The 23,106-nt window shown below is 30.1% G+C and carries 16 protein-coding genes; 2 read left to right on the top strand and 14 right to left on the bottom strand.

Features of this window, described 5'->3' with window-relative positions; genetic code table 11:
• Positions 1–116: 116 nt before the first annotated feature.
• The 3 genes from KDK92_RS24115 to KDK92_RS24105 form a co-directional block, all read right to left on the bottom strand.
• Positions 117–2,054, bottom strand: coding sequence for an FAD-dependent oxidoreductase (locus KDK92_RS24115; protein ID WP_250862039.1), 1,938 nt, complete (start codon positions 2,052–2,054; stop codon positions 117–119).
• 1 nt (position 2,055) lies between these two features.
• Complete coding sequence (locus KDK92_RS24110; RefSeq protein WP_250861985.1) at positions 2,056–3,264, bottom strand: hypothetical protein; 1,209 nt, start codon at positions 3,262–3,264, stop codon at positions 2,056–2,058.
• Between the two features lie 185 nt (positions 3,265–3,449).
• Positions 3,450–3,890: a MarR family winged helix-turn-helix transcriptional regulator gene (locus tag KDK92_RS24105; protein ID WP_250861984.1), complete on the bottom strand. Its 441-nt coding sequence runs from the start codon at positions 3,888–3,890 to the stop codon at positions 3,450–3,452.
• A gap of 232 nt (positions 3,891–4,122) precedes the next feature.
• On the opposite strand from KDK92_RS24105, the gene KDK92_RS24100 reads away from it, so the two are divergent.
• Positions 4,123–4,917 carry an EFR1 family ferrodoxin gene (locus KDK92_RS24100; RefSeq protein ID WP_250861983.1) on the top strand — a complete coding sequence of 265 codons (795 nt, stop codon included), beginning with the start codon at positions 4,123–4,125 and terminating at the stop codon, positions 4,915–4,917.
• 150 nt (positions 4,918–5,067) lie between these two features.
• Here the strand turns inward: KDK92_RS24100 and KDK92_RS24095 are convergent, their stop codons facing one another.
• The 9 genes from KDK92_RS24095 to KDK92_RS24055 all read right to left on the bottom strand — a co-directional run bounded on the left by KDK92_RS24095 (position 5,068) and on the right by KDK92_RS24055 (position 18,674).
• Positions 5,068–7,827 (bottom strand): immune inhibitor A domain-containing protein, encoded by a 2,760-nt coding sequence (locus KDK92_RS24095; protein ID WP_250861982.1) that lies wholly within the window; start codon positions 7,825–7,827, stop codon positions 5,068–5,070.
• A gap of 137 nt (positions 7,828–7,964) precedes the next feature.
• Positions 7,965–9,737 carry a peptide ABC transporter substrate-binding protein gene (locus KDK92_RS24090; RefSeq protein ID WP_250861981.1) on the bottom strand — a complete coding sequence of 591 codons (1,773 nt, stop codon included), beginning with the start codon at positions 9,735–9,737 and terminating at the stop codon, positions 7,965–7,967.
• A 76-nt stretch (positions 9,738–9,813) separates the two neighbouring features.
• On the bottom strand, positions 9,814–10,785 hold the full coding sequence (locus KDK92_RS24085; RefSeq protein WP_250861980.1) for an ABC transporter ATP-binding protein: 972 nt from the start codon (positions 10,783–10,785) through the stop codon (positions 9,814–9,816).
• A 1-nt stretch (position 10,786) separates the two neighbouring features.
• Positions 10,787–11,815: an ABC transporter ATP-binding protein gene (locus KDK92_RS24080; protein WP_250861979.1), complete on the bottom strand. Its 1,029-nt coding sequence runs from the start codon at positions 11,813–11,815 to the stop codon at positions 10,787–10,789.
• Positions 11,816–11,827: 12 nt separating this feature from the next.
• Positions 11,828–12,799: an ABC transporter permease gene (locus KDK92_RS24075; RefSeq protein ID WP_250861978.1), complete on the bottom strand. Its 972-nt coding sequence runs from the start codon at positions 12,797–12,799 to the stop codon at positions 11,828–11,830.
• 12 nt (positions 12,800–12,811) lie between these two features.
• Positions 12,812–13,747: an ABC transporter permease gene (locus KDK92_RS24070; RefSeq protein WP_250861977.1), complete on the bottom strand. Its 936-nt coding sequence runs from the start codon at positions 13,745–13,747 to the stop codon at positions 12,812–12,814.
• 798 nt (positions 13,748–14,545) lie between these two features.
• Complete coding sequence (gene proC / locus KDK92_RS24065; RefSeq protein WP_250861976.1) at positions 14,546–15,346, bottom strand: pyrroline-5-carboxylate reductase; 801 nt, start codon at positions 15,344–15,346, stop codon at positions 14,546–14,548.
• Between the two features lie 78 nt (positions 15,347–15,424).
• The gene (gene hypD / locus KDK92_RS24060; RefSeq protein ID WP_250861975.1) at positions 15,425–17,785 is read right to left on the bottom strand and encodes a trans-4-hydroxy-L-proline dehydratase; all 2,361 of its coding nucleotides are present in this window, start codon (positions 17,783–17,785) and stop codon (positions 15,425–15,427) included.
• Between the two features lie 4 nt (positions 17,786–17,789).
• Complete coding sequence (locus KDK92_RS24055) at positions 17,790–18,674, bottom strand: trans-4-hydroxy-L-proline dehydratase activase (RefSeq protein ID WP_276576116.1); 885 nt, start codon at positions 18,672–18,674, stop codon at positions 17,790–17,792.
• Between the two features lie 425 nt (positions 18,675–19,099).
• Between KDK92_RS24055 and KDK92_RS24050 the strand changes: the two genes are divergently transcribed.
• The gene (locus KDK92_RS24050) at positions 19,100–19,684 is read left to right on the top strand and encodes a helix-turn-helix domain-containing protein (RefSeq protein WP_250861974.1); all 585 of its coding nucleotides are present in this window, start codon (positions 19,100–19,102) and stop codon (positions 19,682–19,684) included.
• A gap of 24 nt (positions 19,685–19,708) precedes the next feature.
• Here the strand turns inward: KDK92_RS24050 and KDK92_RS24045 are convergent, their stop codons facing one another.
• Positions 19,709–20,425: a YEATS-associated helix-containing protein gene (locus KDK92_RS24045; RefSeq protein ID WP_250861973.1), complete on the bottom strand. Its 717-nt coding sequence runs from the start codon at positions 20,423–20,425 to the stop codon at positions 19,709–19,711.
• A gap of 212 nt (positions 20,426–20,637) precedes the next feature.
• On the bottom strand, positions 20,638–22,659 hold the full coding sequence (locus tag KDK92_RS24040) for a methyl-accepting chemotaxis protein (protein ID WP_250861972.1): 2,022 nt from the start codon (positions 22,657–22,659) through the stop codon (positions 20,638–20,640).
• Positions 22,660–23,106 lie beyond the last annotated feature (447 nt).

The raw sequence follows: 23,106 nt of genomic DNA, 5'->3' as shown, positions 1-23,106 counted from the left end.
TTTTTAACATTATCCTCTCCTCAAGCAGACAAAACATTAAATACATCAACATTTTTTTAAATAATCAAAAAGAATGACTCACACTCTTTTCCTTAAGAGCTGAATCATTCTAAAAATTATTTTAAATATAATGGTTTTCTCGAATTCCTATCACATCTCATACATCTTGAAGCTTCCTGCTTTGCTTCATCTTTTGTATATACTCTAGATACTATATCAAAGTTTACTTTTCTTTCTAAAGGATTTTCATGTTTTTCCTCAACTTTTTCAATATCCCAAATGGTACAATTTAATGGTTTTTCAGGTATTTCTATTTCTTCACCTAAGTATAATCCATTGCCACCTAAGTATTTATCTATAGATAATGCTGCTTTTTTACCTTCCACTATAGCTTTTATAGCTATACCTGGTTTGTATATATCTCCTGCTGCAAATACTCCTTCTACATTTGTTTCAAATGTATATTGATTTACTTTTATCCATCCTCTTTCACTAAGTTCAATATCTTCATCTAAATAGCTGTTATCCGGTCTCTGTCCCACGGCTAATATCAAACCATCTATTTCAAATGATTTCTCATCTTCTTCATTATATACCGGACTAAATCTTCCTTCATCATCAAAAACTGATAAACATTTTTTTAAAGTTATCCCTTTTAATTTCCCATTTTCTGTATGTATATCCTTTGTTCCATATCCACTGATAAATTGAACTCCTTCTTCTACTGCTTCATGTTTTTCTTCATCACTTGCTGGCATTGTCTCAAATGTTTCAAGTGAAGCTGCTATTATCTTTTTAGCTCCTAATCTAATAGAAGTTCTTGCAGCATCCATGGCAACATCTCCACCACCGATTACTAATACATTTTCTCCAATTTCTTTTCTTCCTTGTACTTTTACTTCTCTTAATAAATCCACTGCTGTTTCTATTTCTTTAACAGCAGGACCAAATTTATTACCTATGTGGCATCCTGTTGCTAAAAGTACTGAATCAAATTTTTCTCTTAATTCTTTAAGAGGAATATCCAGTCCAACTCTTGTATTTGTTATAATCTTTACTCCTAAATCTTCAATTAATTTAACCTCTTTGTCTATAGTTTCTTGAGGCAATCTATACTCTGGGATTCCCATAGCAAGCATTCCACCAACAACTTTAGCTGCCTCATAAATAACTACTTCATATCCTGTTCTTGCTAGATAATATGCAGCTGTCAGTCCTGCTGGTCCCGATCCAATAATTGCTATTCTTTTACCCTTACTAACTAATTTATCTTCTTTAAAATCTGATGTATTAAGGGTTACATCAGAGGCATATCTCTTTAATGCTCTAACTCCTACTGTACTTTCAATTTCTCCTCTTCTACATCTTGCTTCACATGGACGTGCACACACTTTACCACATACAAATGAAAGTGGATTACTTTTTCTCATTAAACTATAAGCTTCTTCTACTTTATCATGCTTCATAAGTTCAATATATCCTGGAATATACACTTCTGCAGGACATGCATTCATACACTGAGTAACCATCAATGTTCTACATATACCATTTTCACATTTTTTATCTATTATATGCTCCATAAATTCATTCTTAAATTCAGACATTATATACCTAAATATTTTATGAAGATTATTTTCTGCGTTAGTTTGAGAATCTTTATTTACTTCGTTAATTAATTCTTGAAAATCACCTTCTTTTGCTTTACCTTGAGCAATATTTTCTACTATTTGATTTAATTTTCTAATATGCTCATTATCAATATGAAGTTCTCTAACCATAAATCTAGTTAAATATCTTAAATAATCTACTGGACATAAAAGATCACTTAAAAATATAATCATATTTCCACTCATATATTTTTCATAATCACTTAACTTGTTGTTTAACTCTTTTCCTCTAACACATAATCCTAAAGGTCCTCCAATTTGAACTAATTTAACTTTTCTCCAGTTTTTCATTCCACCTGCATATTCTTTTAAAATCTCTTTAATTGTTTTATTAGAAGGAATTTCAAATTTACCTTTTTCATTAACATCTCCAAGTATGTTAATCATTTTATTCAATATACTCACCTTCTTTTTTAGATAATAAAAATTCTTTATCAAGTTCATCTATTTGTAAATTGTACATATAGTATTGAGGTAATGATTCCATGCACTGTTCATATCCAATCATACTAAAAGGACAGACTCTTACACATTTTAAACATTCTCTTGATGTTGTCATTAATTCCAGACAGCCTGAAAAACGTGTTTGACGTTTTACTGCCCCTTTATATTGCTTCTCTTCTTTTGGTATTGAGTTGGATGGACATGATTTTTGACACATTCTACATCTTGAACAGAATTCCTCAATGTTGAAATCTTTCGGTTTATCCAATGGTAGATCCGCATCTATTAAAATGGAACAGTATTTTAACCTTGTTCCTGCTTCAGGAGTTACACACACTCCATAAGTTGAATAATTACCTAATCCAGCATTTACTGCATGTGGTGAATATTTAATACCACCACCCCAATCTCTTGATCTACAATCATGTCCCTTTGATCTAATAAAATCAGCTACTTTATGTACATTTCGTGCGCAACCTGTATATGCTCCAAAAGCTCCTAATTCTCCTTTAGGCTTCGGGTAATTATCTAAAACTTCTTTAGGCATTTCATATCCAAGAAGAATTATGTTATCAAATATAATCTCATCATCAACGCCCATTGATACATACCTTCTATCTACCTTTGTTACACCCATACTTGCAAAGCCTAAACTCTTTGCATATTCGAAGATTTCTTTTTTTAACTTTATTAAATCTTTTTCTTTTTCTTTATTAGGTTCAGGAATATTAATACCTTGTGCTTCTTTATTGATTCTTTCCATGGAAATCATTTGATCCTTCATATAGTACATTGCATCTCCAGTTATCTCTTTGTGCATCACTCCAAAAAAACTAGCACCTTTACTCTTTTTGCCTTTGACTTTGTTCATAGGCGGAGGAGCAACTGGATAAGGTTCATTTTCTATAACAAGATCAAATTCTTCAATGTCAACCAAATTCACATACGGGTTAGTATCTGTAATAACCTTACCTGTATTTTCTAAAATCTTGTACATACCTTCAGGATCCCATCTATATATTCTATGGTCTGAAGTTTCTTTAATCATCTGTCTTTTTTCTTTATTCCATTCCTTTACCAAATCATCATATTTAAGATTTTTCATTTTCTTATTCATGATTTTCTTCATTACTTCATATTTTATATTTTCCATTATTTCACCCCACTTATAAAAAACAATACATTTGAATTAGTTTCATTTTGCAACTTTATATTATCATAATTAGTTTCACTTTGCAACTTTATTGTTATAAAAATAGCAATGTCTTTCTTTATGAAAGTACATTCCTATTTAATAATTTTAACGATGTCTACCGTTGGTAAAACTCCTCTTTATTTTTAATCTTTTAGTCTTACAGCTTCCTTATGTATATTTTCAGACATTTCTTTTAGTAGCTCAAAAACGTTTTCTTTATCTTCCTCTGAAAAACCTTTTACAAAAATATCATTTGCTTGATTTAGAATGTTTAAAATTTCTTTTCTATTAACTTTTCCCTGTTCTGTAATATATAGTCTCGTTATTCTTTTATCTTCACTATCTTTAATTTTTTCTACATATCCTTGTGACACTAAGTTTTTTACAGACTTATTAACTGTTATTTTATCTTCTTTAAGAATATTACATATGTCATTTTGACTTAATCCTTTATTGGCATTAATTTCTTTCAAAACCCTTATATCATGCTTACCTAAATTATATTGTCTTAATTTTTTATTAATATAATAATTATAATCTCTTTCAATGGTAGCTAAATACATACTTATTAAACAATCTTCCACTATTTGTCACTCCCGTATCATCATTTTATCAATCTATTATATCAAATAAATAAGTCTCATTATAGTACAATAGTTTCTTTTTACAACTTGTTTCAAATATTCTATTGACGATAGTTCAAATTTGGACTATAATTACCATAAGTTCAATCTTGAACTATTTATTTTCTATTAGCCAATATTGAAATATGTTAAATAAGGAGAAATTTAAAGTATATATACGGAGGTAATATAAATGAAAGTAGCTATTGTTTATTTTTCTGGAACAGGTAATACCTATAGGGTAGGAGAAGTTTTTAAAGAGCATTTACTCTCTACAAATCATGAGGTAGATTTAATTAATGTCAATAGACAAACTATTAAGCTGAGGGGTTATGATCTCTTTATTATTGGTTCACCAACATATTCAAAAGCTGCATCTAAAAAAGTTGTTGATTTCATCCATGAGTATATTGATGATGAACAAAATAAAAGCAAGGATTTTATAACCTATATCACTCATAGTTGGGGTGAAGCTTATGGTCACATAACCTTAAAAAAGCACTTAAGTAAGTTAGTCTATAACGTTATCAACGCACAACCCTTCTTAATGCCCAATGGATTCTATATGATGAATCACGAAAAAAATACAGAAACAGAAATTGAAGCCCTGCATCGTAACGTTATGGAAAAAGTCAAAAATATGATGGATGCCTATTTTAATAGTCAATCACAAATTGATAAAAAATCAGTGGTGAAACAAGCTATATTTGAAACGATGTACAAAGCATTGAGTAAGAGTTGGATTCCAAATTTTGCTAACAAATACTTATCTATTGATAATAAGAAGTGCATTCTATGTAAGATGTGTGTCAGGCAGTGTCCTAATCAAAATATCAAAATTGAAGATTCCAAAATCGTGTTTTCTGATTATTGTCTAGCATGTGCAAAATGTCTAAATATGTGTCCTCAAAACGCTTATCGAGCTAACAATAAAACTTTTGAGCAATATAATGTAATTCAACCCTCAATCATATCTCAACTTAAATAATGAACTGAATATGTTTATTCTAAGATTTTTTCTCTACCTAAGATAAGTTAATATATATTTGAAAATTATTTCAAGAAAAATCTGATATCTCCCAAAAGATATCAGATTTCTATTCTATATTAAATTCTCATTTTTTCACTTAAGATACTCTTAACTATTAATATCTTTCAAAATATTCATGTCTTTATCAAGAATGAATATTCTAATTGATTTTACTTGATCATTCTTTTCTACTTTAATATTATCTTTAAATTCACCAAAGGATTTTATATTAAATGACTTTGTATCATATTTTATATCTCCATTTTCAAACTCCTTACCTATAACTATACTCAACTTTTGTGTATAAGCAGTACGATTATAAGAATCAATTTTAAAAGTATATGAGTTATTCTTTTCTTCAATTTTTAAATCATTAAATCCAAATAATGTACTTATATTTCCATTGCTAAGATCAACCCCAAACCCATTATTTAAAGATGAATTATAAATCCCTTTCGTATTTCCTTCTCCATCTTTAATCTGAATGAAACTGATTTCGTATTTTCCATTATTTAAACCATCAATAAAATCTATGTTACCTTCAAAACGATTACCTTCCTTCTTCATATTAACTAAATTTGTTAGTTCATCCTCGTCACCTGAAAGTTTATATACAATTTCCATAGAATCAATAGCTTCATGAGCTTGTACAGAGATTTTATCACCCTTCACTACAATATCTTTTATATATTCTTCTTCCATTTTTTGAACTTCTAATTGATTGTCACCTTTTTTAGCAATATGGATTTTAGCCGTACTTCTATCTTTGCTTTCATCAGTAACAAATATATTTAATCCATAATTAGATAATTTAACACCAAGAGATTCTTTTTCTTTATTAGAATAATCCATACTATCATCAAAAGCTGGATTCATTATAGTGTTATTGTCCACACTAATATACTTATATTTATCACCTCTAAAGAAAAACTGTGAATGTTCATTTAAACTAAATGCAGCATCATGCATTTGGAACTTAGAATAATCCGCACCACCTTTACCACTATCATATTTATAAACTACTGGGGATTGATCTGCATCAACAACTGCCGCAAAAGCTTCTCCTGGATGTCCTTTTGTATATTGATCTGGTCTTCCGTATGCATCTGTCCATTTCTCATTTATATACCATATTACAAGACCAGGATCGTATTGGATACCTTTCCATCCATAATTTAATCCTTGATCAGTTAATCCATTATTTCCATTTCTCCACTCTAACAAATAATAGTGAGTTGCATATTCTTTTCCATTAGACTTTATGAAACCATTTAAAACAAATTTAGATTCCTCTTCTGCATTATCTTCAAATATAACTTCTTCACCTGATAAAATCTTAATGTTGTCTATATAAATACCTTCTTCAGGAGTATTTGTGTCTGTCCACCAATTGAATTTAAATTCAACAGTTTTACCAGAATACATACTCAAATCAAACTCCGCATCTACCCACTCATTTCCCGAGTCATATGTTATCCCAAATCCAGGATTTCTATCTGTTGGATCATCTGGAGTTTCATCATTTGGATTTACATCTGTAGTAATGTTTCCTTTAACAGAATTCCATTTTTCAGTTCCTTTTTCTCTAACCTGAACAGATGCATAATCAAATTCTGGATCAATATCATACCATGTCTTAAATGTTAACAGTGCATTGTTTACATTAGATAAATCAACCTCTGCTATCATATTGTTGTTTAGATAATCTCCTTTTCCACTAAAGAACAGATTCTCACCTTCATAAGGACTTACTCTTTCATACTCCCGTTTAGGAAGTTCTATTTTTATAGTATTATGATTTTCTCCTCTTAAAGATGCTTGATCCAACTCAAAATCTAAGCCATTTTCATTTATTTCTTCTAAAGAAATAGTCTTTAAGTTTTCCCAGTTACGTTCCATTCCCTTAGATTCAAACTCTTTTTGCAAGTAATTTCTACAATACGCTCCATAACCATTTGGCATTGTTCCTCTAATTTTCCCTGTGTAACTTCCACCCATTACTGACCAGTACTCCACAGGTGGCTCTGAACCATATAAATCTGGTAGTCCTAAAATATGACCATATTCATGAATAAATAAATCTAATGGTAAATCTTGTTCAAATACTGCAAAATCATTAGCTTTCCATTCCTTATCATTGTGATCTTTAAATTCATAACATTTAAACTCACCAAAATCAATAAACTTATGTCTAAATGGCCATATAGCATTTTCTCCTAGAGCATTATCCCACTCCTCACCTCTACCTGCATGTATAACAATTATTGAATCTATTATTCCATCAGGCTCAAGGTAATTTCCATCACTGTCATAATCATATTTATCTTCAACATCAAACTCAGATAAATCAATATTATGATCATTTGAAACTGCTGTAAGTGCTTCTTTTACTAACTCTGCAGCATTTTGCTGATCAGTGCCATATGGGTCAGTATTAGCCCCATAAAACTCATATCCATTTTGTGCTTCATACCAACCAAAAATTTCCCCATCAAAGGAATAACTTCCACCAGATTCTTCTAAAAAATATTTATTTACTGTAACATATTCATTCCCATCAGCAGCAGTATATACATTTTCCCCAAAGAACATTTTCTCATATAGTTCCGGTGTAAATTCTTCACCCTTTCTTTCATTAATAGTCCAAGATTCTTTTTCGTCTAAATCCGTATATTTGTAATCCTTGAAGTTCATTAATACTATTAAAGGTTTTGCTTTGAAAGTTTCACCATCCCAGTCTTTATTCTCAACTACATTTGGAGCATCAATAAATGCTTTTTTGATATTTTCATTCACATCTTTTGCCGAAACTGACGTTGAAAATAGAAGTGTCGCTGCTGTTATAAAAGCAACAAATTTTTTTAACATAAAAATTCCCCCGTTCATAACCTATATTTAAAAGAACAAAGAACAAATTATTATGGCCTCCAATTTGTCCTTTGTTCTTCATTATCTAAAATTTGTTTTTAAAACATATATAAAATTTCATATGAAAGTTCTATATATTATCTACCTTGAATATACCTTCCTTTGAAATCCCCATAAACAAATGGATTACTATTATAATTCTTAACATACTTTCCTACGAAAGTTGAGAATTTACCTGAGTAAAGTGGTGTAACAACAGCTTCCTCTAATAAAACTTTTTCTGCTTCTAAGAATAATTGAGCTCTTTCATCATTATCAGTTGACATTTGAGCTTTATCAATTAATTGATTAAATTTCTCAGCTTGCTCACCAGTCCAACCTGTTTTCTTTTCACCATAATACCCTTTTTTAGTATGGAAACAATCCAAGAAAGTACTTGGGTCATTATAGTCGGCTGACCATCCACCTACTGCAATTTCATACTCTCCTGCATCTACTTTATCCCACATAATATTCCATTCAGTCATTTCAATATTTAACTCAATTCCTAAAGTTTCTCTAAACTTTTGTTGTAACCACTCAGCAGATTTTTTAGAAAACTCTGAAGTACCTCTTGTATTAAGAGTTATAATTACGTTTGATGGATCTGTGTCAAAACCTTCTTCTTTTAGTCCTTGAATTAATAATGCTTTTGGATCTTTATTTGCTTCTATCATTGTTTTTACATGTTGGTTCTTTTCATTAACTTTTTTAGTGTATACTTCGTTTCCTATTGAAGTAACAGGTGCAACCATTGAATATGATGGGAAATAATTTCCGTTACATACATCTTCATTATAAGCTTCCCTGTCTATTGCAATAGATATAGCTTTTCTGATTTTATTATTCTTTAAATACTTATTTTTAGTGTTAAACATTAAGAATTCATTGTCAGCGCCCGCACCATCTATATGATTAAATCTTCCATCATCTTTAAGTAAGCTTTTCCACTCTGGTTCATTTATTCCAGCTGAGTCAACTTCACCATTTAGTAAAGATTGTGCTGCTGCAGCTGTTTCTTGAATTACTTTTCTTGTTATCTTAGTTAAGTGTACATTCTCTTTATCCCAATAATATGGGTTAGGAACATATTCAATTTTAACATTTTGTTCCCATACATTTAACATGAATGGACCATTACCAAGAACCTTATCCCCAGAAGAACCATACTCTTCGCCCCATTTTTCTACAGCTTCTTGTTTTACTGGCTTATAAGTTGGAAATGCAGTTAATGTTAAGAAATACCCGCATGGTCTTTCTAAAACAAATTCAAGTGTATATTCATCTAATGCCTTTACTCCTACATCATCTCTAGATGCTTTGTCATTTAAGTACTCACTACCATTTTTGATTATACCTTCTAACATCCAAGAATAGTCAGAAGCAACTGCTGGGTCAAACACTCTTTTAAATGAGTATTCAAAATCCTTTGCTGTTACAGGAGTTCCATCGCTCCACTTAGCATTATCTCTTAAATTGAATGTGTATGTTAGACCATCTTCACTGATTGTCCATGATTTAGCCACACCTTCAACAATCTCAGCCCCACCATCTGGAGTCGCAATATATCTTGTTAATCCTTCATAAATAGGTGATTGTACAGCCCAGTTTGGTGTAGAACCAGATCTTTGTGGGTCTAAAGTTTGTATTGGTGATGTTCTCACAAAAGTATACTCTTGAACTTCATCCATAGATAATCCCTTAGAATCATCATTTTTCTTACTATCATCCTTACTTGTACTTTCAGCCGTAGTGTTTTTAGCTGAATTGTTTCCCGTATTTTTCTTTTCATTAGAACCACAGCCTGTTAAAAAAGAAAAAGTAATAAATAACACTGCAAGTGTTATACCTAATATTTTTTTATTCCTCATGAAATTTCCCCCTTGATATTTTTTAGCAATAATTATTATATAAACAGTCATAATGTAGACTGAAAATAACATTTAATTAGTCAACTATATGGCACGCTACAAAATGTCCTTTTTTTACTTCTTTCAATTCTGGTCTTTCCTTAGTGCAAATATCTTTTGTATACTTACATCTACTAGCAAATCGACATCCTGGTTTTGGATTAATAGGACTAGGTATTTCTCCGTCAATATCAATCATTGTTTTGTTTTTTTCCAATTCCGGATCAGGAATTGGAATTGCTGACATTAAAGCTTTTGTATAGGGGTGTAATGGTGTTTCGTATAAATCTTCACTACTGGTAAGTTCCACCATATTACCTAGATACATAACTCCAACTCTGTCTGAAATATGTTTAACCATTGATAAATCATGAGCTATAAATAAATATGTTAAGCCCAAATCTTCTTGCAATTTTATTAATAAGTTTACAACCTGTGCTTGTATAGATACATCAAGAGCTGATATTGGTTCGTCGCAAACAATGAAATCTGGCTCTATTGCAAGTGCTCTAGCTATACCAATTCTTTGTCTTTGCCCACCTGAGAATTCGTGTGGAAATCTTGATGAGTGCTCTTTGTTTAATCCAACAATTTGTAGTAATTGATTGATTCTATCAGTTCTTTCTTTCCTTTTATACAACTGATGAATATCAATACCTTCCCCAATAATTTCACCTACTGTCATTCTAGGATTTAAAGATGCATATGGATCTTGAAAAATAATTTGAGCTCTTCTCGTAAATGCTTTCTTTTCTTTTTTTCTTAGCTTATGAACATTTATTCCATCGAAAATCACTTCTCCATCAGTAGCATGATAAAGTCCCATGACGGTTTTACCACAAGTTGTCTTTCCACACCCTGATTCACCAACCAAACCAAAAGTTTCTCCTCGAAATATATCAAAGCTAACTCCATCTACTGCTTTTAAAGTAGCCTTACTGTTCACTTTAAAATGTTTCTTAAGGTCTTTTACTTGAACTAGCACTTCTCTATTTTGATTTTGCTCCAATTTATTTCACCTCCACTAGTAATTCCTCTGGCACACCTACTTTTGGTGCCATCTCATGATGCAGCCAGCATGAAACTTTTTGAGTTTCACTAACTGTAGTAACGTCTGGTATTTTAACTCTACATATTTTCATTCCATGCTCACATCTTGCTGCAAAAGGACACCCCTTTGGTGGATTTAGTAAATCTGGTGGTGTTCCTTGTAAGGAATATAATTCTTCTTTATTTGCCGTGCCTAATCTTGGCACTGATTTCAAAAGTGCCCATGTATATGGATGCTTTGGATTATAGAAGATCTCGTTTACTGTACCTCTTTCAACAACCTTACCTGCATACATAACTTGTATTCTGTCAGCACAGCTTGCAACTACCCCTAAGTCATGTGTAACAAGAATAACTGCAGTGTTAAGCTTCTTTTGAAGCTCTCTTATTAAATTCATTATTTGCGCTTGTATTGTTACATCCAAAGCTGTTGTCGGCTCATCTGCAATTAATATTTTCGGATTACAAGCCAAAGCTATTGCTATCATAGCTCTTTGTCTCATACCACCTGAAAATTCATGTGGATACTGTTTAGCTCTCTTCTCAGGATTAGGTATTTTAACAAGCTGAAGCATTTCCACAGCCTTTTTCATTGCATCTTTCTTACTTATATTGGTATGTATAATAATACTCTCTGCTATTTGTTCTCCAACTCTCATAGTAGGATTTAAAGATGTCATGGGATCTTGGAATATCATTGATATTTCTTCTCCTCTGACTTTTGCCATTTCTCTTTCGCTTACCTTTAACAAATTTTTATTTTCTAATAATACTTCCGATTCTTCTTTAATAATCGATTGTGGTTTTGGTAAAATACCCAAAATAGATTTAGATGTTACAGTCTTACCACAACCTGACTCTCCAACTATAGCTAGAGTTTCTCCTTCATTCAAATGAAAACTTACTCCTCTAACTGCTTGGCTTTCTCCTGCATATGTATTAAATGACACATGCAAATTTTTTACTTCTAAAATTTTTTTCTTAGTCATTATTCTCCCTCCTTATTTTCTTAACTTAGGATCTAAAGCATCTGTTAATCCATCACCTATTAAATGGAATGCCAATATAGTCAATATAATGAAAAGGCATGGGAAAAATAATTGATATGGATAGAACATTAATTTTTGTTGTCCTGCTGATGCTAATGCTCCCCAGCTTGTTCCAGGAGGTTGAATCCCTAAACCTATATAACTTAAAAATGCTTCTCCGAATATGAATCCAGGTACTGACATTGTAACTGTTACCATAATAATACCCAAAGTATTAGGAAGTAAATGCTTTAAAATAATCCTTTTAGTATCTGCTCCTAGCGCACTAGCGGCTTCTACGAAATCTTGTTCTTTTATTTGAAGTATTTGACCTCTAACCATCCTAGCTGTACCTACCCAAGATATTAAACTCATGGCAAATACTAAGGAAAACATACTTCTACCTAAAACAACTGATAATATTATTACTATAACCAAATATGGTAAATTTCCTATTAGTTCAACGAATCTCATTAATAAATCATCAACTATTCCACCTTTTAATCCAGCTATACCACCTATCACTGAACCAATGGTAAACATAACAAATGTACATACTAATCCGATTAATATTGAAACTCTTCCACCTATGCACACTCTTGTGAAAATGTCTCTACCTAAATCATCTGTTCCAAACCAATGTTGCAAGTTAGGACCTTGATTCTTTATACTAGTATCAATATAGGTATAATCGTAACCTGTAATCCTTGGACCTATACCCACACATATTACAACAAACATCAGAATAAGTAATCCTGTGAAAGCTAATTTATTTTTCTTAAATCTTCTCCATACATCTTGCCAATAAGTTAAAGTAGGCTTTGAAATCTCTTCAGCATCTAAACCAACAGTCCCTATTTTTTCAAATAGCTCATCAGTTAACTCTATCTCTTCATTATGAAATTCCATACTAGTTTCAGTTTTATTTGTTTTCAACTCTGACATTATACCCCTCCTCTATTTTGCTCCTTTAGCTACTCTAATTCTTGGATCAACTAAACTGTATAGAATATCTACAATTATCAAGGAAACAATATATAGACCAGCGAAAAATACAGTTTGTCCTAATATCATTGTATAATCATTATCTGCTACTGCTTTAACATAATAACTACCTAAACCAGGTATACCAAACATTTTTTCTAAAATAAATGCTCCCCCAAATATTCCTGCTATAGCTGGTCCTATCATTGTTACAATAGGTATCATGGAATTTCTTAATATATGTTTTTTTATTAATCTTTTTGTTTTAACACCTTTAGATTTTGCTGTTATTATGTAATCTTCATTTAAAACACCAATTGTGCTATTTCTCATATATTTACAATATGATGCTATACCACCTAAAGTCATTGCTATAACTGGCAATATATAATGTATAGGTTTCCCCCACCCAAAGACCGGCACAAACTTCCATTTAAATGCTACGAAATATTGTAATACTGCTGCAAATACAAAACTTGGTATACATATGGCTAACACTACTAAAACCCTAATAATATGATCTGCTACTTTTTCTCTTTTCAGAGCTGAAATAAGCCCTAAAAGAACTCCGATGATTAATTGTAGAACTAATGCAATACCACCTATTTTCGCAGATATTGGTGCGTTATTTTTAATAACTTCATTTACGGATCTTCCAGTATAAATTATTGAATCTCCTAAATCACCTTTTGTTATAAGATTTTTCATATAAATAAAATATCTTACATATACCGGCTTATCTAAGCCATATTTTGCTTGCATAATTTTTTGAGTTTTTTCAGGCATCTGCTTACATTTTGCAGCTATCGGATCTCCTGGTGCACCAGCTATTAGGAAAAAAGTAGCTGATACAATAAAAAATAATGTTATTAATCCATACCCAACCCTTTTTAAAATAAATTTTAACATTTTACCCCTCCCAACTTTTCATTTGAGTAATTGATATAAAATCATAAAACTAATTCGAGAAATCATATTCTTCATGAAACGAAAGATTGTTTATATTTTAACTATTTATTCTTGATTCATACTTTTAAAGTACATTTCAAATAAATTCATATATATAAAACAACTTTCAATATTATAAATTCAATTAATATGAATAATAAGAATTTTCTCAATTTATAATCTAATTATACATTGTTGCATTAAAAATTACAAACAAATTTTGTATTTTAGTAAAATTTATTCTATTTTAGCTATATATTATTCATATTGGTGAATTATATTTTATATTTATGTAATTTCTAAATAATGTTATATCTTATTCCCAAAGCAAATCTCAATAATTAATTTTATCGTTATGAAATATTTTAGTTTCAAAAATGTATTTATGTGAATTTCATTAAAGGAATTTTATAAAAAGCCTTGATACTTAATTAATTATTTAACACTCATGCTACTTTTTTTGGTATTTGTAGTTATTTTTACATATTTTTCGATTATTCTACATTCAATTTACTTTAAAAATTATGTGTTAATTTATATAGTCATAAAAAAGGCGCTTGGCGCTTCGCTAATGAAACTCATTGATATAATCAACATTACATATGATAATTTCTTTATCAAATTTTTCAATTTCCTATAGAATAAAAAACAGGTCATAAACATAAATTTGTTTATGACCTGTTTTTTTATTTAAAAAATTTTAATTTAGAAACATACAAAAATTCGTTAATTTTTACTTATATAAAATCTCATATATTTTTACAATTGATTAGCTTTTTTTCTACATTCTCTCATAGCTGAGATTACAGTATTTCTTAATCCTTCTTTTTCAAGAACTGCTACGGCTTCTATGGTTGTTCCTCCTGGTGAACAAACCATGTCTTTTAAAGCACCTGGATGCATTCCTGTGTCAATTACCATCTTAGCTGAACCCAATACTGTTTGAGCTGCAAATTTATATGCTTTTTCTCTTGGCATTCCGTCAAGCACAGCAGCATCTGCCATCGCTTCAATAAACATATAAATATACGCTGGGGCAGATCCACTAACTGCTGTAACTACGTCCATCATTTTTTCACTTACAATTTCAGCTTTTCCAAAGCTTTCAAATATATTTATAACTTGATGTAATTCTTCTTTTGTTACTGATTCATTAGCACATATACCAGACATACCTTCTCCAACAAGTGCTGGTGTGTTTGGCATTACTCTTACCACTTTAACTTTCTTACTAAACATTTTTTCTGTCCCTATCATATCTTTTCCAGCAGCGATTGTTACAACAATTGCATCCTCTTTTACTATATCCTTTATTCCTTCAATAACTATGGAGTATAAATTTGGCTTAATAGATAAAATTAAGATATCTGCATTTTTTGCAATTTCATTATTGTCTGTTGTTGTTTTTACTCCATATTTCTCTGAAGCTTCTTTTAATTTTTCTTCAGATAAATCAGCTACTATTATATTTTCTGGAGAAAATAATTTTGCATTAACAATTCCACCCATCATGGCTTGACACATATTTCCACATCCTATGAATCCTAATACTTTTGACATATTGAATTACCCCCTCTAAATATTCATTTGTACATATTCTAACTATCAACTTATCAACTATTTTGTTACTTGTACAAATTAAAATGTTTGTTCAGTTCTTTCTATGATTTCATCTTGTAAAGCTTTACTAAGATTACAGAAATAATCACTATATCCTGCAACACGAACAATAAGATTTTTGTACTCATCTGGATTCTGTTGCGCTTTTAAAAGCGTATCCCTGCTTATAATATTAAATTGAATATGATGACCATCTAATTTAAAATAAGACCTTACTAGATGAGCTAAATTATCTAATCCTTCTTCTCCCGCCACAAGATTTGGAGTGAACTTTTGATTTAGAAGAGTTCCTCCAGTAAGTACATGATCCATTTTTGCCGCTGATTTTATAACCGCAGTAGGACCGTTTGTATCAGCTCCCTTAGAAGGAGAAATACCATCTGCAAGAGGTTTATTAGCTAATCTGCCATCAGGCGTTGCTCCTATTACTGATCCAAAATATACATGACATGTAGTTGGAAGCATGTTTATTCTATGAACTCCCCCTTTTACATTGGGTCTTCCTGTTACTTCATTATAGTAGTCCTGAAAAACTTCCTTCATAATTTCATCAGCATAATCAATATCATTACCGTATTTTGGTGTTTTAAACTTAACTAAGTTTAAAATATCTTCATATCCTTCAAAGTTAGCTTTTGTTGCATCTAAAAGATCAGTCAGTTCTAGTTTCTTATTATCAAATACATTGTATTTAATAGATGATAACATATCTGTGATATTCCCAATACCTACCCCTTGAATATATGATGTGTTATATCTTGCTCCACCTGAATTATAATCTTTTCCTTCTGTAATACAATCATCTATAATAACTGATAAAAATGGTACAGGCATTTTTTTAGCATATAATCTTTCAATAACTCTATTTCCTCTTACTTTTATATCTACAAAATGCTTTAATTGTTTTCTATATGCTTCATATAACTCATCATAGCTTACGAATTTTGTTGGATCCCCGGTTTCAATACCTAGTTTTCTACAAGTCGTGGGATCAACACCATTATTCAAAGTAATTTCTAATATTTTTGGTAAATTCATATACCCTGTAAGGATATATGCTTCTTTTCCAAAGGCTCCTGTTTCTATGCATCCACTGTTTCCACCACATCTTGCATCTTCAATAGTTTTACCAGATCTGAGCATTTCTTGAATTACAACATCTGTATTAAATAATGAAGGTTGCCCCCATCCTTTTCTCGTTATCTTTAATGCTCTTTTTAGAAATTTTTGTGGCGTCTTTTTACTAATTTGTACATTTGAACTTGGCTGTAATAATTTCATTTCGTCAATTACATCAAGCACAATATAACTTACTTCATTTACACCATCAGAACCGTCTTCCTTTAATCCACCACTATTTATGTTTGCAAAATCAGTATATGTCCCACTTTCCTTTAAAGTTATACCTACTTTTGGCGGAGCTGGTTGATTATTAAATTTCACCCAAAAACACTGTAAAAGTTCTTCTGCTTTATCACGGGTTAATGTTCCTTCTTCAATTTCTTTTTTATAAAATGGATATAAATGCTGGTCTAGTCTACCTGGATTAAATGCATCCCAAGGGTTAAGTTCTGAAATAACACATAAATGAACAAACCAGTACATTTGCAGTGCTTCTTCAAATGTTCTTGGTGCATTAGCTGGTACATGGCTGCATATTTTTGCAATATGAAGAAGCTCTTCTTTTCTAACAGGATCTTTTTCTTCATTAGCCATGTTTATAGCTAGTTCACAATATCGCTTACCTAAAATCATAATAGCATCACAAGCAATACTCATACCCTCTAATTGATTTTTCTTATCTAATGCTTCATCATCATTATGAAAATCAAGTTTGGCAATAGAATCTTGAATTTCTTTCTTAAATTCTAAGAACCCCTTTTCATAAATCTTTCCATCTGCAACAGTATGTCCTGGTCCTCTTTGCTCCATAAATTCTGTAAAAACTCCTGCACTGTAGCATTCATTCCACTCTTTAGTCATATTACTTACTATATGGTGACGCATTGATCTATTCTCCCAGTATGGGATAATAGTCTCTTTTTGAATTATTTTTGATTCTTCAGTTGTTTTAAAACTTATTTTTTCACGATCATTCATAATCTGAAAATCTTCAACTGTATGACAGCATAATTCTGGATAAGTTGGCGTTGCTGCAGGCTTTTCTCCTCTTTCTCCAATAATAAGTTCACCGTCATTGATACAAAGTGTTTTCTTTGACATTAATTCTTTTAATGCTAGTCCTCTTAAAACAGGTGTAGCTACACTTCCCTCATACTTTTTATATACAGAATCAACTATTTGTGCTCTTTCCATAGAAATATAAGGTACTGCACTCACACTTTGAGCTCTAAGTTTTTTTACTCTTTCTGTCAACAAAATATCATCCTCCTATCTTCACTTTTATATTAGCTTTCTTAAATTTTATTGCTATTTCATTCATTTTTTCATCAGTCGGTCTTTCAAAACCAGTTAATTTATATCTTAATCCAAGCATTCTATATTTATCCTTACCCATTTCATGATATGGAAGTAAATTAACTTGTAAAATATTTAATTCAGATAAAAATTTAATACTTTCATTAATATGTTCATCATCATCATTTATACCTTTAATAATAGGCATCCTAACAAATATATTTGCACCAATTTCAGATAATCTTCTTAAATTTGCAAGGATTTCTTCATTAGATGTCTCTATATATTTTTTGTGCTTTTCATTATTTATAAATTTAAGATCATACAAAAACAAGTCTACTTTATCTGCTATCTTCTTAAAATTATCCCAACTTCCATATCCACTTACATCTACCGCTGTATGTAATTCTCTTTCTTTGCAAGCTTTTAGCACTTCATTCAAGAAATCTGCTTGAACCATTGGCTCACCGCCTGAGAAAGTAACTCCTCCACCAGATTCTTCATAAAATATCTCATCTTTTTTTATTTCTTTCATAAGCTCCATTACAGTCATATCCTTACCCACATATTCCAATGCATTATTAGGACAAAAGTCGCTACACTTTCCACAACTATTACATTTATCCTTATCAATCAGAACACGGGAGTTTTGTATTGTAATGGCTTTTTGTGTACATCTTTTTTCACACACACCACAACATGTACATCTTTCTTCAAAATACATAATTTGATGTTTACATCTTTGACTTTCAGGATTATGACACCACCAGCATCTCAATGGACAACCTTTAAAAAACACTGTCGTTCGAATCCCTGGACCATCATGAATAGAATATTTTTGAATATTCATTATAGTTCCTATCATTATTTCATCACTTCCTAATTGGCAATAATAATATAAGTATACGTTATCATAAAAAATAGTAATTATTCAATATTAAATTTCATAATTATAAAATTCTATTCTTTTATCAAAAATAGAGAAGAACATCAATTGCTTATAACAAAGTGTACAAGTTATTCAGCTCTTGCTCACCGCTTGCATTCTTAATGTTACAATTAACTTTTCATAATATTATTATAGTCTCGAATTATAATTAAGTCTAGTAAAACTCATAATAAAATTAATATATCTAAAATTCATTTCATATATATGAAAACTCGATGATTAATCTTTGTTTTTTTATGTAATGATGATATAATATTATTAAGTGAAATTATACTATATATAATCACTCCTACAAAAACATTTTCAGATTAGAAAAGAGGGAAAACATGAATAAGGATATAGGTAATAAAATAAAAGCATTACGACAAATCAAAGGAATGACTTTAAAGGATTTAAGTGACCAAGTCGGTCTTTCAATAGTTTTTTTCTCACAATTAGAAAGAGGATTAACTAGTGTTTCGATTGATTGCTTAACTAAAATCGCCGATGTTTTAGGAGTAAAATTAACTTATTTCTTTTCATCACCTAAAGAAAAAGAAAATCTTGTTATCAAAAGCTATGAACAAGAAGTTTCTCAAATAATAAATTCGAATATAATTTACTACAATTTATCCAATAGACTTAACATAAGCAACATAGTACCTAAACTAGTTCAAGTCTTACCTCACGAAGGAACAGAAGAAATAGAAGAATATCACCATGAAGGTGAAGAATTCATTTATGTATTAGAAGGAATTTTGACTATTTTTATAGATCATCAAAAACATATATTATATCCCGGAGATTCCGTACACTTTGATTCTATGCTTGAGCATAACTGGGTTAATAACACAAATCTGAATACAAAATTTTTAGTTGTAAATACCCCAAATTTTTTAAGAACAGAAGATAATAAAGATAGCAAGAGCTGAGAAATCTTTTCAGCTCTTGCATTTTTAATCCTTCTTATTCTCATTCCATGATATTACTTTCATTAATTCTGATTTATAATATCTTCTTCCTTTTTGAGTAATGTAATATTTAACCCCATCTTTCCCATCTCTAATACCTATATAATCTTTTCGTATTAACTCTTCAATTATTTTAATTACAGTACTCTCATTTATATTTATTTCTTCACTGATTCCCTTAATTGATCTAAATGTATAATTACCATTGATAATATTATTAAGAATTTTAAATTCATCATTTACATTGTTTTTACTATAAGCTAACCGTCTCTCATCTGATATTGTTGTGAAAATTTCTTTCCCTAGAAAATCATCCTCCGTTTCTTTTTCAATAATTGGTTGTGTTTCTTTATTAATAGCTCTAATTTGTTGGGTGTTTTCATTAACTTGTTTAGTAACCCTGTCCCATATTGAGTTTATAAATTTTTTTGAATAAATTGCTGCTAGCAGAAAAAATCCGGCTATAATGTACAGTTTATTTGGATCATTAGCACTTTCATTAATAAGATTACTTGAAATCGTATTAAGAAATAATGGAACAAGGATTGAAGCTCCAATTCCAATGATAAAACATGACCAAAAATATTTGTCGTTAAAAAACTTATTTTTTTCTCTGGATTCATTATTAAGAAGATAATTTATTGTTCCTCCAAGTCCCCCCATTAATAATATCAAAACACATATTACTAAATGATTTTTCATAAAATCTCCCCCTTTATTAATACGTATTCATATATTGAAGTTATATTCTTTTAAGTAATGAACGTTGCTTAATATTGTTTATATTATTTCAGTTTTCATAAAGTAACAGCTATTAATTCTAAATTCATATTGTTAATTAATAAACTTAATTAAATTATTTACTACAAAACTTTGGGCAAAATAAATGAGCCCTTAGGCTCATCATCTAATTATTAAATTTTAAATCTATCAATTTCATTGTTAAGTTCTTCTGATAACTCTTTAGCCCTCTTAGCTTGATCAGCTATTTCCTGTATCGTAGCTAATTGTTCTTCTGCCGAAGCAGACACTTCCTCTGTACTAGCAGATGTCTCTTCTAAAATAGAAGATATATTGGAAATATCTCCAATCATCTTATCTTTATTGATATCTATAAATCCTGCCTTTTCTTTTAACTGACTCATATTATCTACTAGATTTGCTAAGGTATTTGAGGTCTTATTAAATACATTCGTAGTATCATTTATTGAACTTTTTTGTTTTGTACTTATTATTTTAATATTATCCATGGTTTCAACAGCGTTATTAGCCTTATATTGAATATTTTTAATAAGTGTTTGAATTTCATCTGTTGCTTTAGAAGTTTGCTCTGCTAATTTTCTAATTTCGTCAGCTACAACTGCAAACCCTTTCCCTACGTCACCTGCTCTTGCTGCCTCAATACTTGCATTTAATGCTAATAAATTAGTCTGATCTGAAATATTATTAATTAATTCAATAATTGATTCTGCATTATAAGAATATTCACTAACATCCTTTATTATTTTAGCTGTTTTTATTGCTTCATCAGTATTTTCTGAAGTTATACTATTTAACTCTCCCATAATAATTTTACCTTGATCACTTAACTTATTTGTTTCATTTGTTATATTAAATACCTCAACAACTAAATTATTAATAAGTTCTATTTGATCACCTAGTTCATTTATTTTGTTAACAATATTTTCTCCATAAACGGTCTGCTCAGTTGCTGCATTTGCTAACATTTCAATTGATTCAGCTATTTCAGAAGTTGTTTGTGTAGAGTTCTGAGTAATAGTGTTTAATTCTTCTGAAGAATTCTCCATGTTATGAACGCTGGATTTAACATTTCCCAATAATCCTTTTAAATCTGACTGCATCATTAAGGTAGTGTTAGCTATTTCTCCAATTTCATCATTTAATCCAGTTAGTTTTTCTGGAATTTTTGAAGTAAAATCACCTTTTGCCATTAATTTAGTGTATCCCGTTAATTCTTTTAAAGGTTTTAAAGAAATTTTTATAATTACTATTAATAAAACTATAAATATAAAGATAGAAATGATAGTATATAATAAGTTATTAATCCATAATTCTTTTTTCGCTGCATCAAGTTGATCTAATGATAAAGCAACATCCATTGACCCTATATGTTTACCCTCTTTATATATAGGAATTTGCACATCATGAATCCATTTTCCTTCATATAACATCTTCTTGTTATATATCTCACCATTAACTGCCGCTGTAATCGTTGCTTCATCATCAAATGTTTTCCCTAAATCCTCATGATCACTGCTGGCAATAGCAGTACCTTTATTGTCATAAACTAATGCATATTCTATATTTTCTTTACTACCCACTTCATCAACAAGAGTTTGTATATTCATTTTATCTTTTATATTAGCTACTACCTCAGCTGAAACGCCCATTTGAATGAAATATCCATTCTCCAAATCCACATTACAATATTTGTAGTATTTACCATCAGAATCACTTTTACTAACTTCCGTTACCAAGTCATTAAGTTTTCCTTCAAATAAAAGATCCATTGTACTTCCCTTCTCATATACCCATCCAACGTTGGCAGACATGTTAGAGTAAACAATTTTTCTTTTGTCATTTATAATATTCATCTCTGCAATATTAAATTTTTTTTCTAATTCAACTAATTTATCATTAGAATAATTTTCTTTATCCGTTCCTATTAAATAAGCTATCGTTTTCATATTTGTTCCTAATAAGGATTCAATTGATTCCTGAGCGACTACAATTTTATTTAATTCATTTACCATTTCCTCTGCTAAATATAATCCTTGTTGTGAAATTTGTTCTTCAATTTTTTCATCTACAACCTTTTGAGTAAATATAGTTGATATACTCATAATAATCAAAAACATGGCTAAACAAGAACCGATAATTTTTTGTCTAATAGTAATTTTCTTTAGTTTTTTCACTTGTTAACTCCCCCCGATTATAATTGTGTCAAGAATACTTAAAATGTATTATTTTCACCTTAATGAATATTTTTCTTGAAACAAAACAAGTTAGATTATATAATAATTCTATATATTATTCAACTGTAAACATATTTAGCTAATTTTAGTTTTGTTGTTTACATTACTTTAGTTAACATAATCTCATATATGTAAATATATTTTCAAAAAGTATTTCCAAATACAAAAATCTGACATCCCACTCCCAAGATATCAGATTTCTATTCTGTATTCATTAAAAAACAACCAAGTAGGTTTACAACTACAAATTTTTTCCCAATACTTTATTTAAGTCGTCTTTCAGCCCTATATGTATGTTCCAGTGATGCCAGTCACTCTGGTGGATAAAAAAAGCAAACCCAATTTTTAAGTTTGGATCTGCTTTACTTCACATGAAAAATATTTTAT

The organism is Oceanirhabdus seepicola, from assembly GCF_023684385.1.
Taxonomy (GTDB): Bacteria; Bacillota; Clostridia; order Clostridiales; family Clostridiaceae; genus Oceanirhabdus; species Oceanirhabdus seepicola.
The sequence above is the reverse complement of the archived record's forward strand: the minus strand, read 5'-3'. Positions and strand labels throughout refer to the sequence as shown.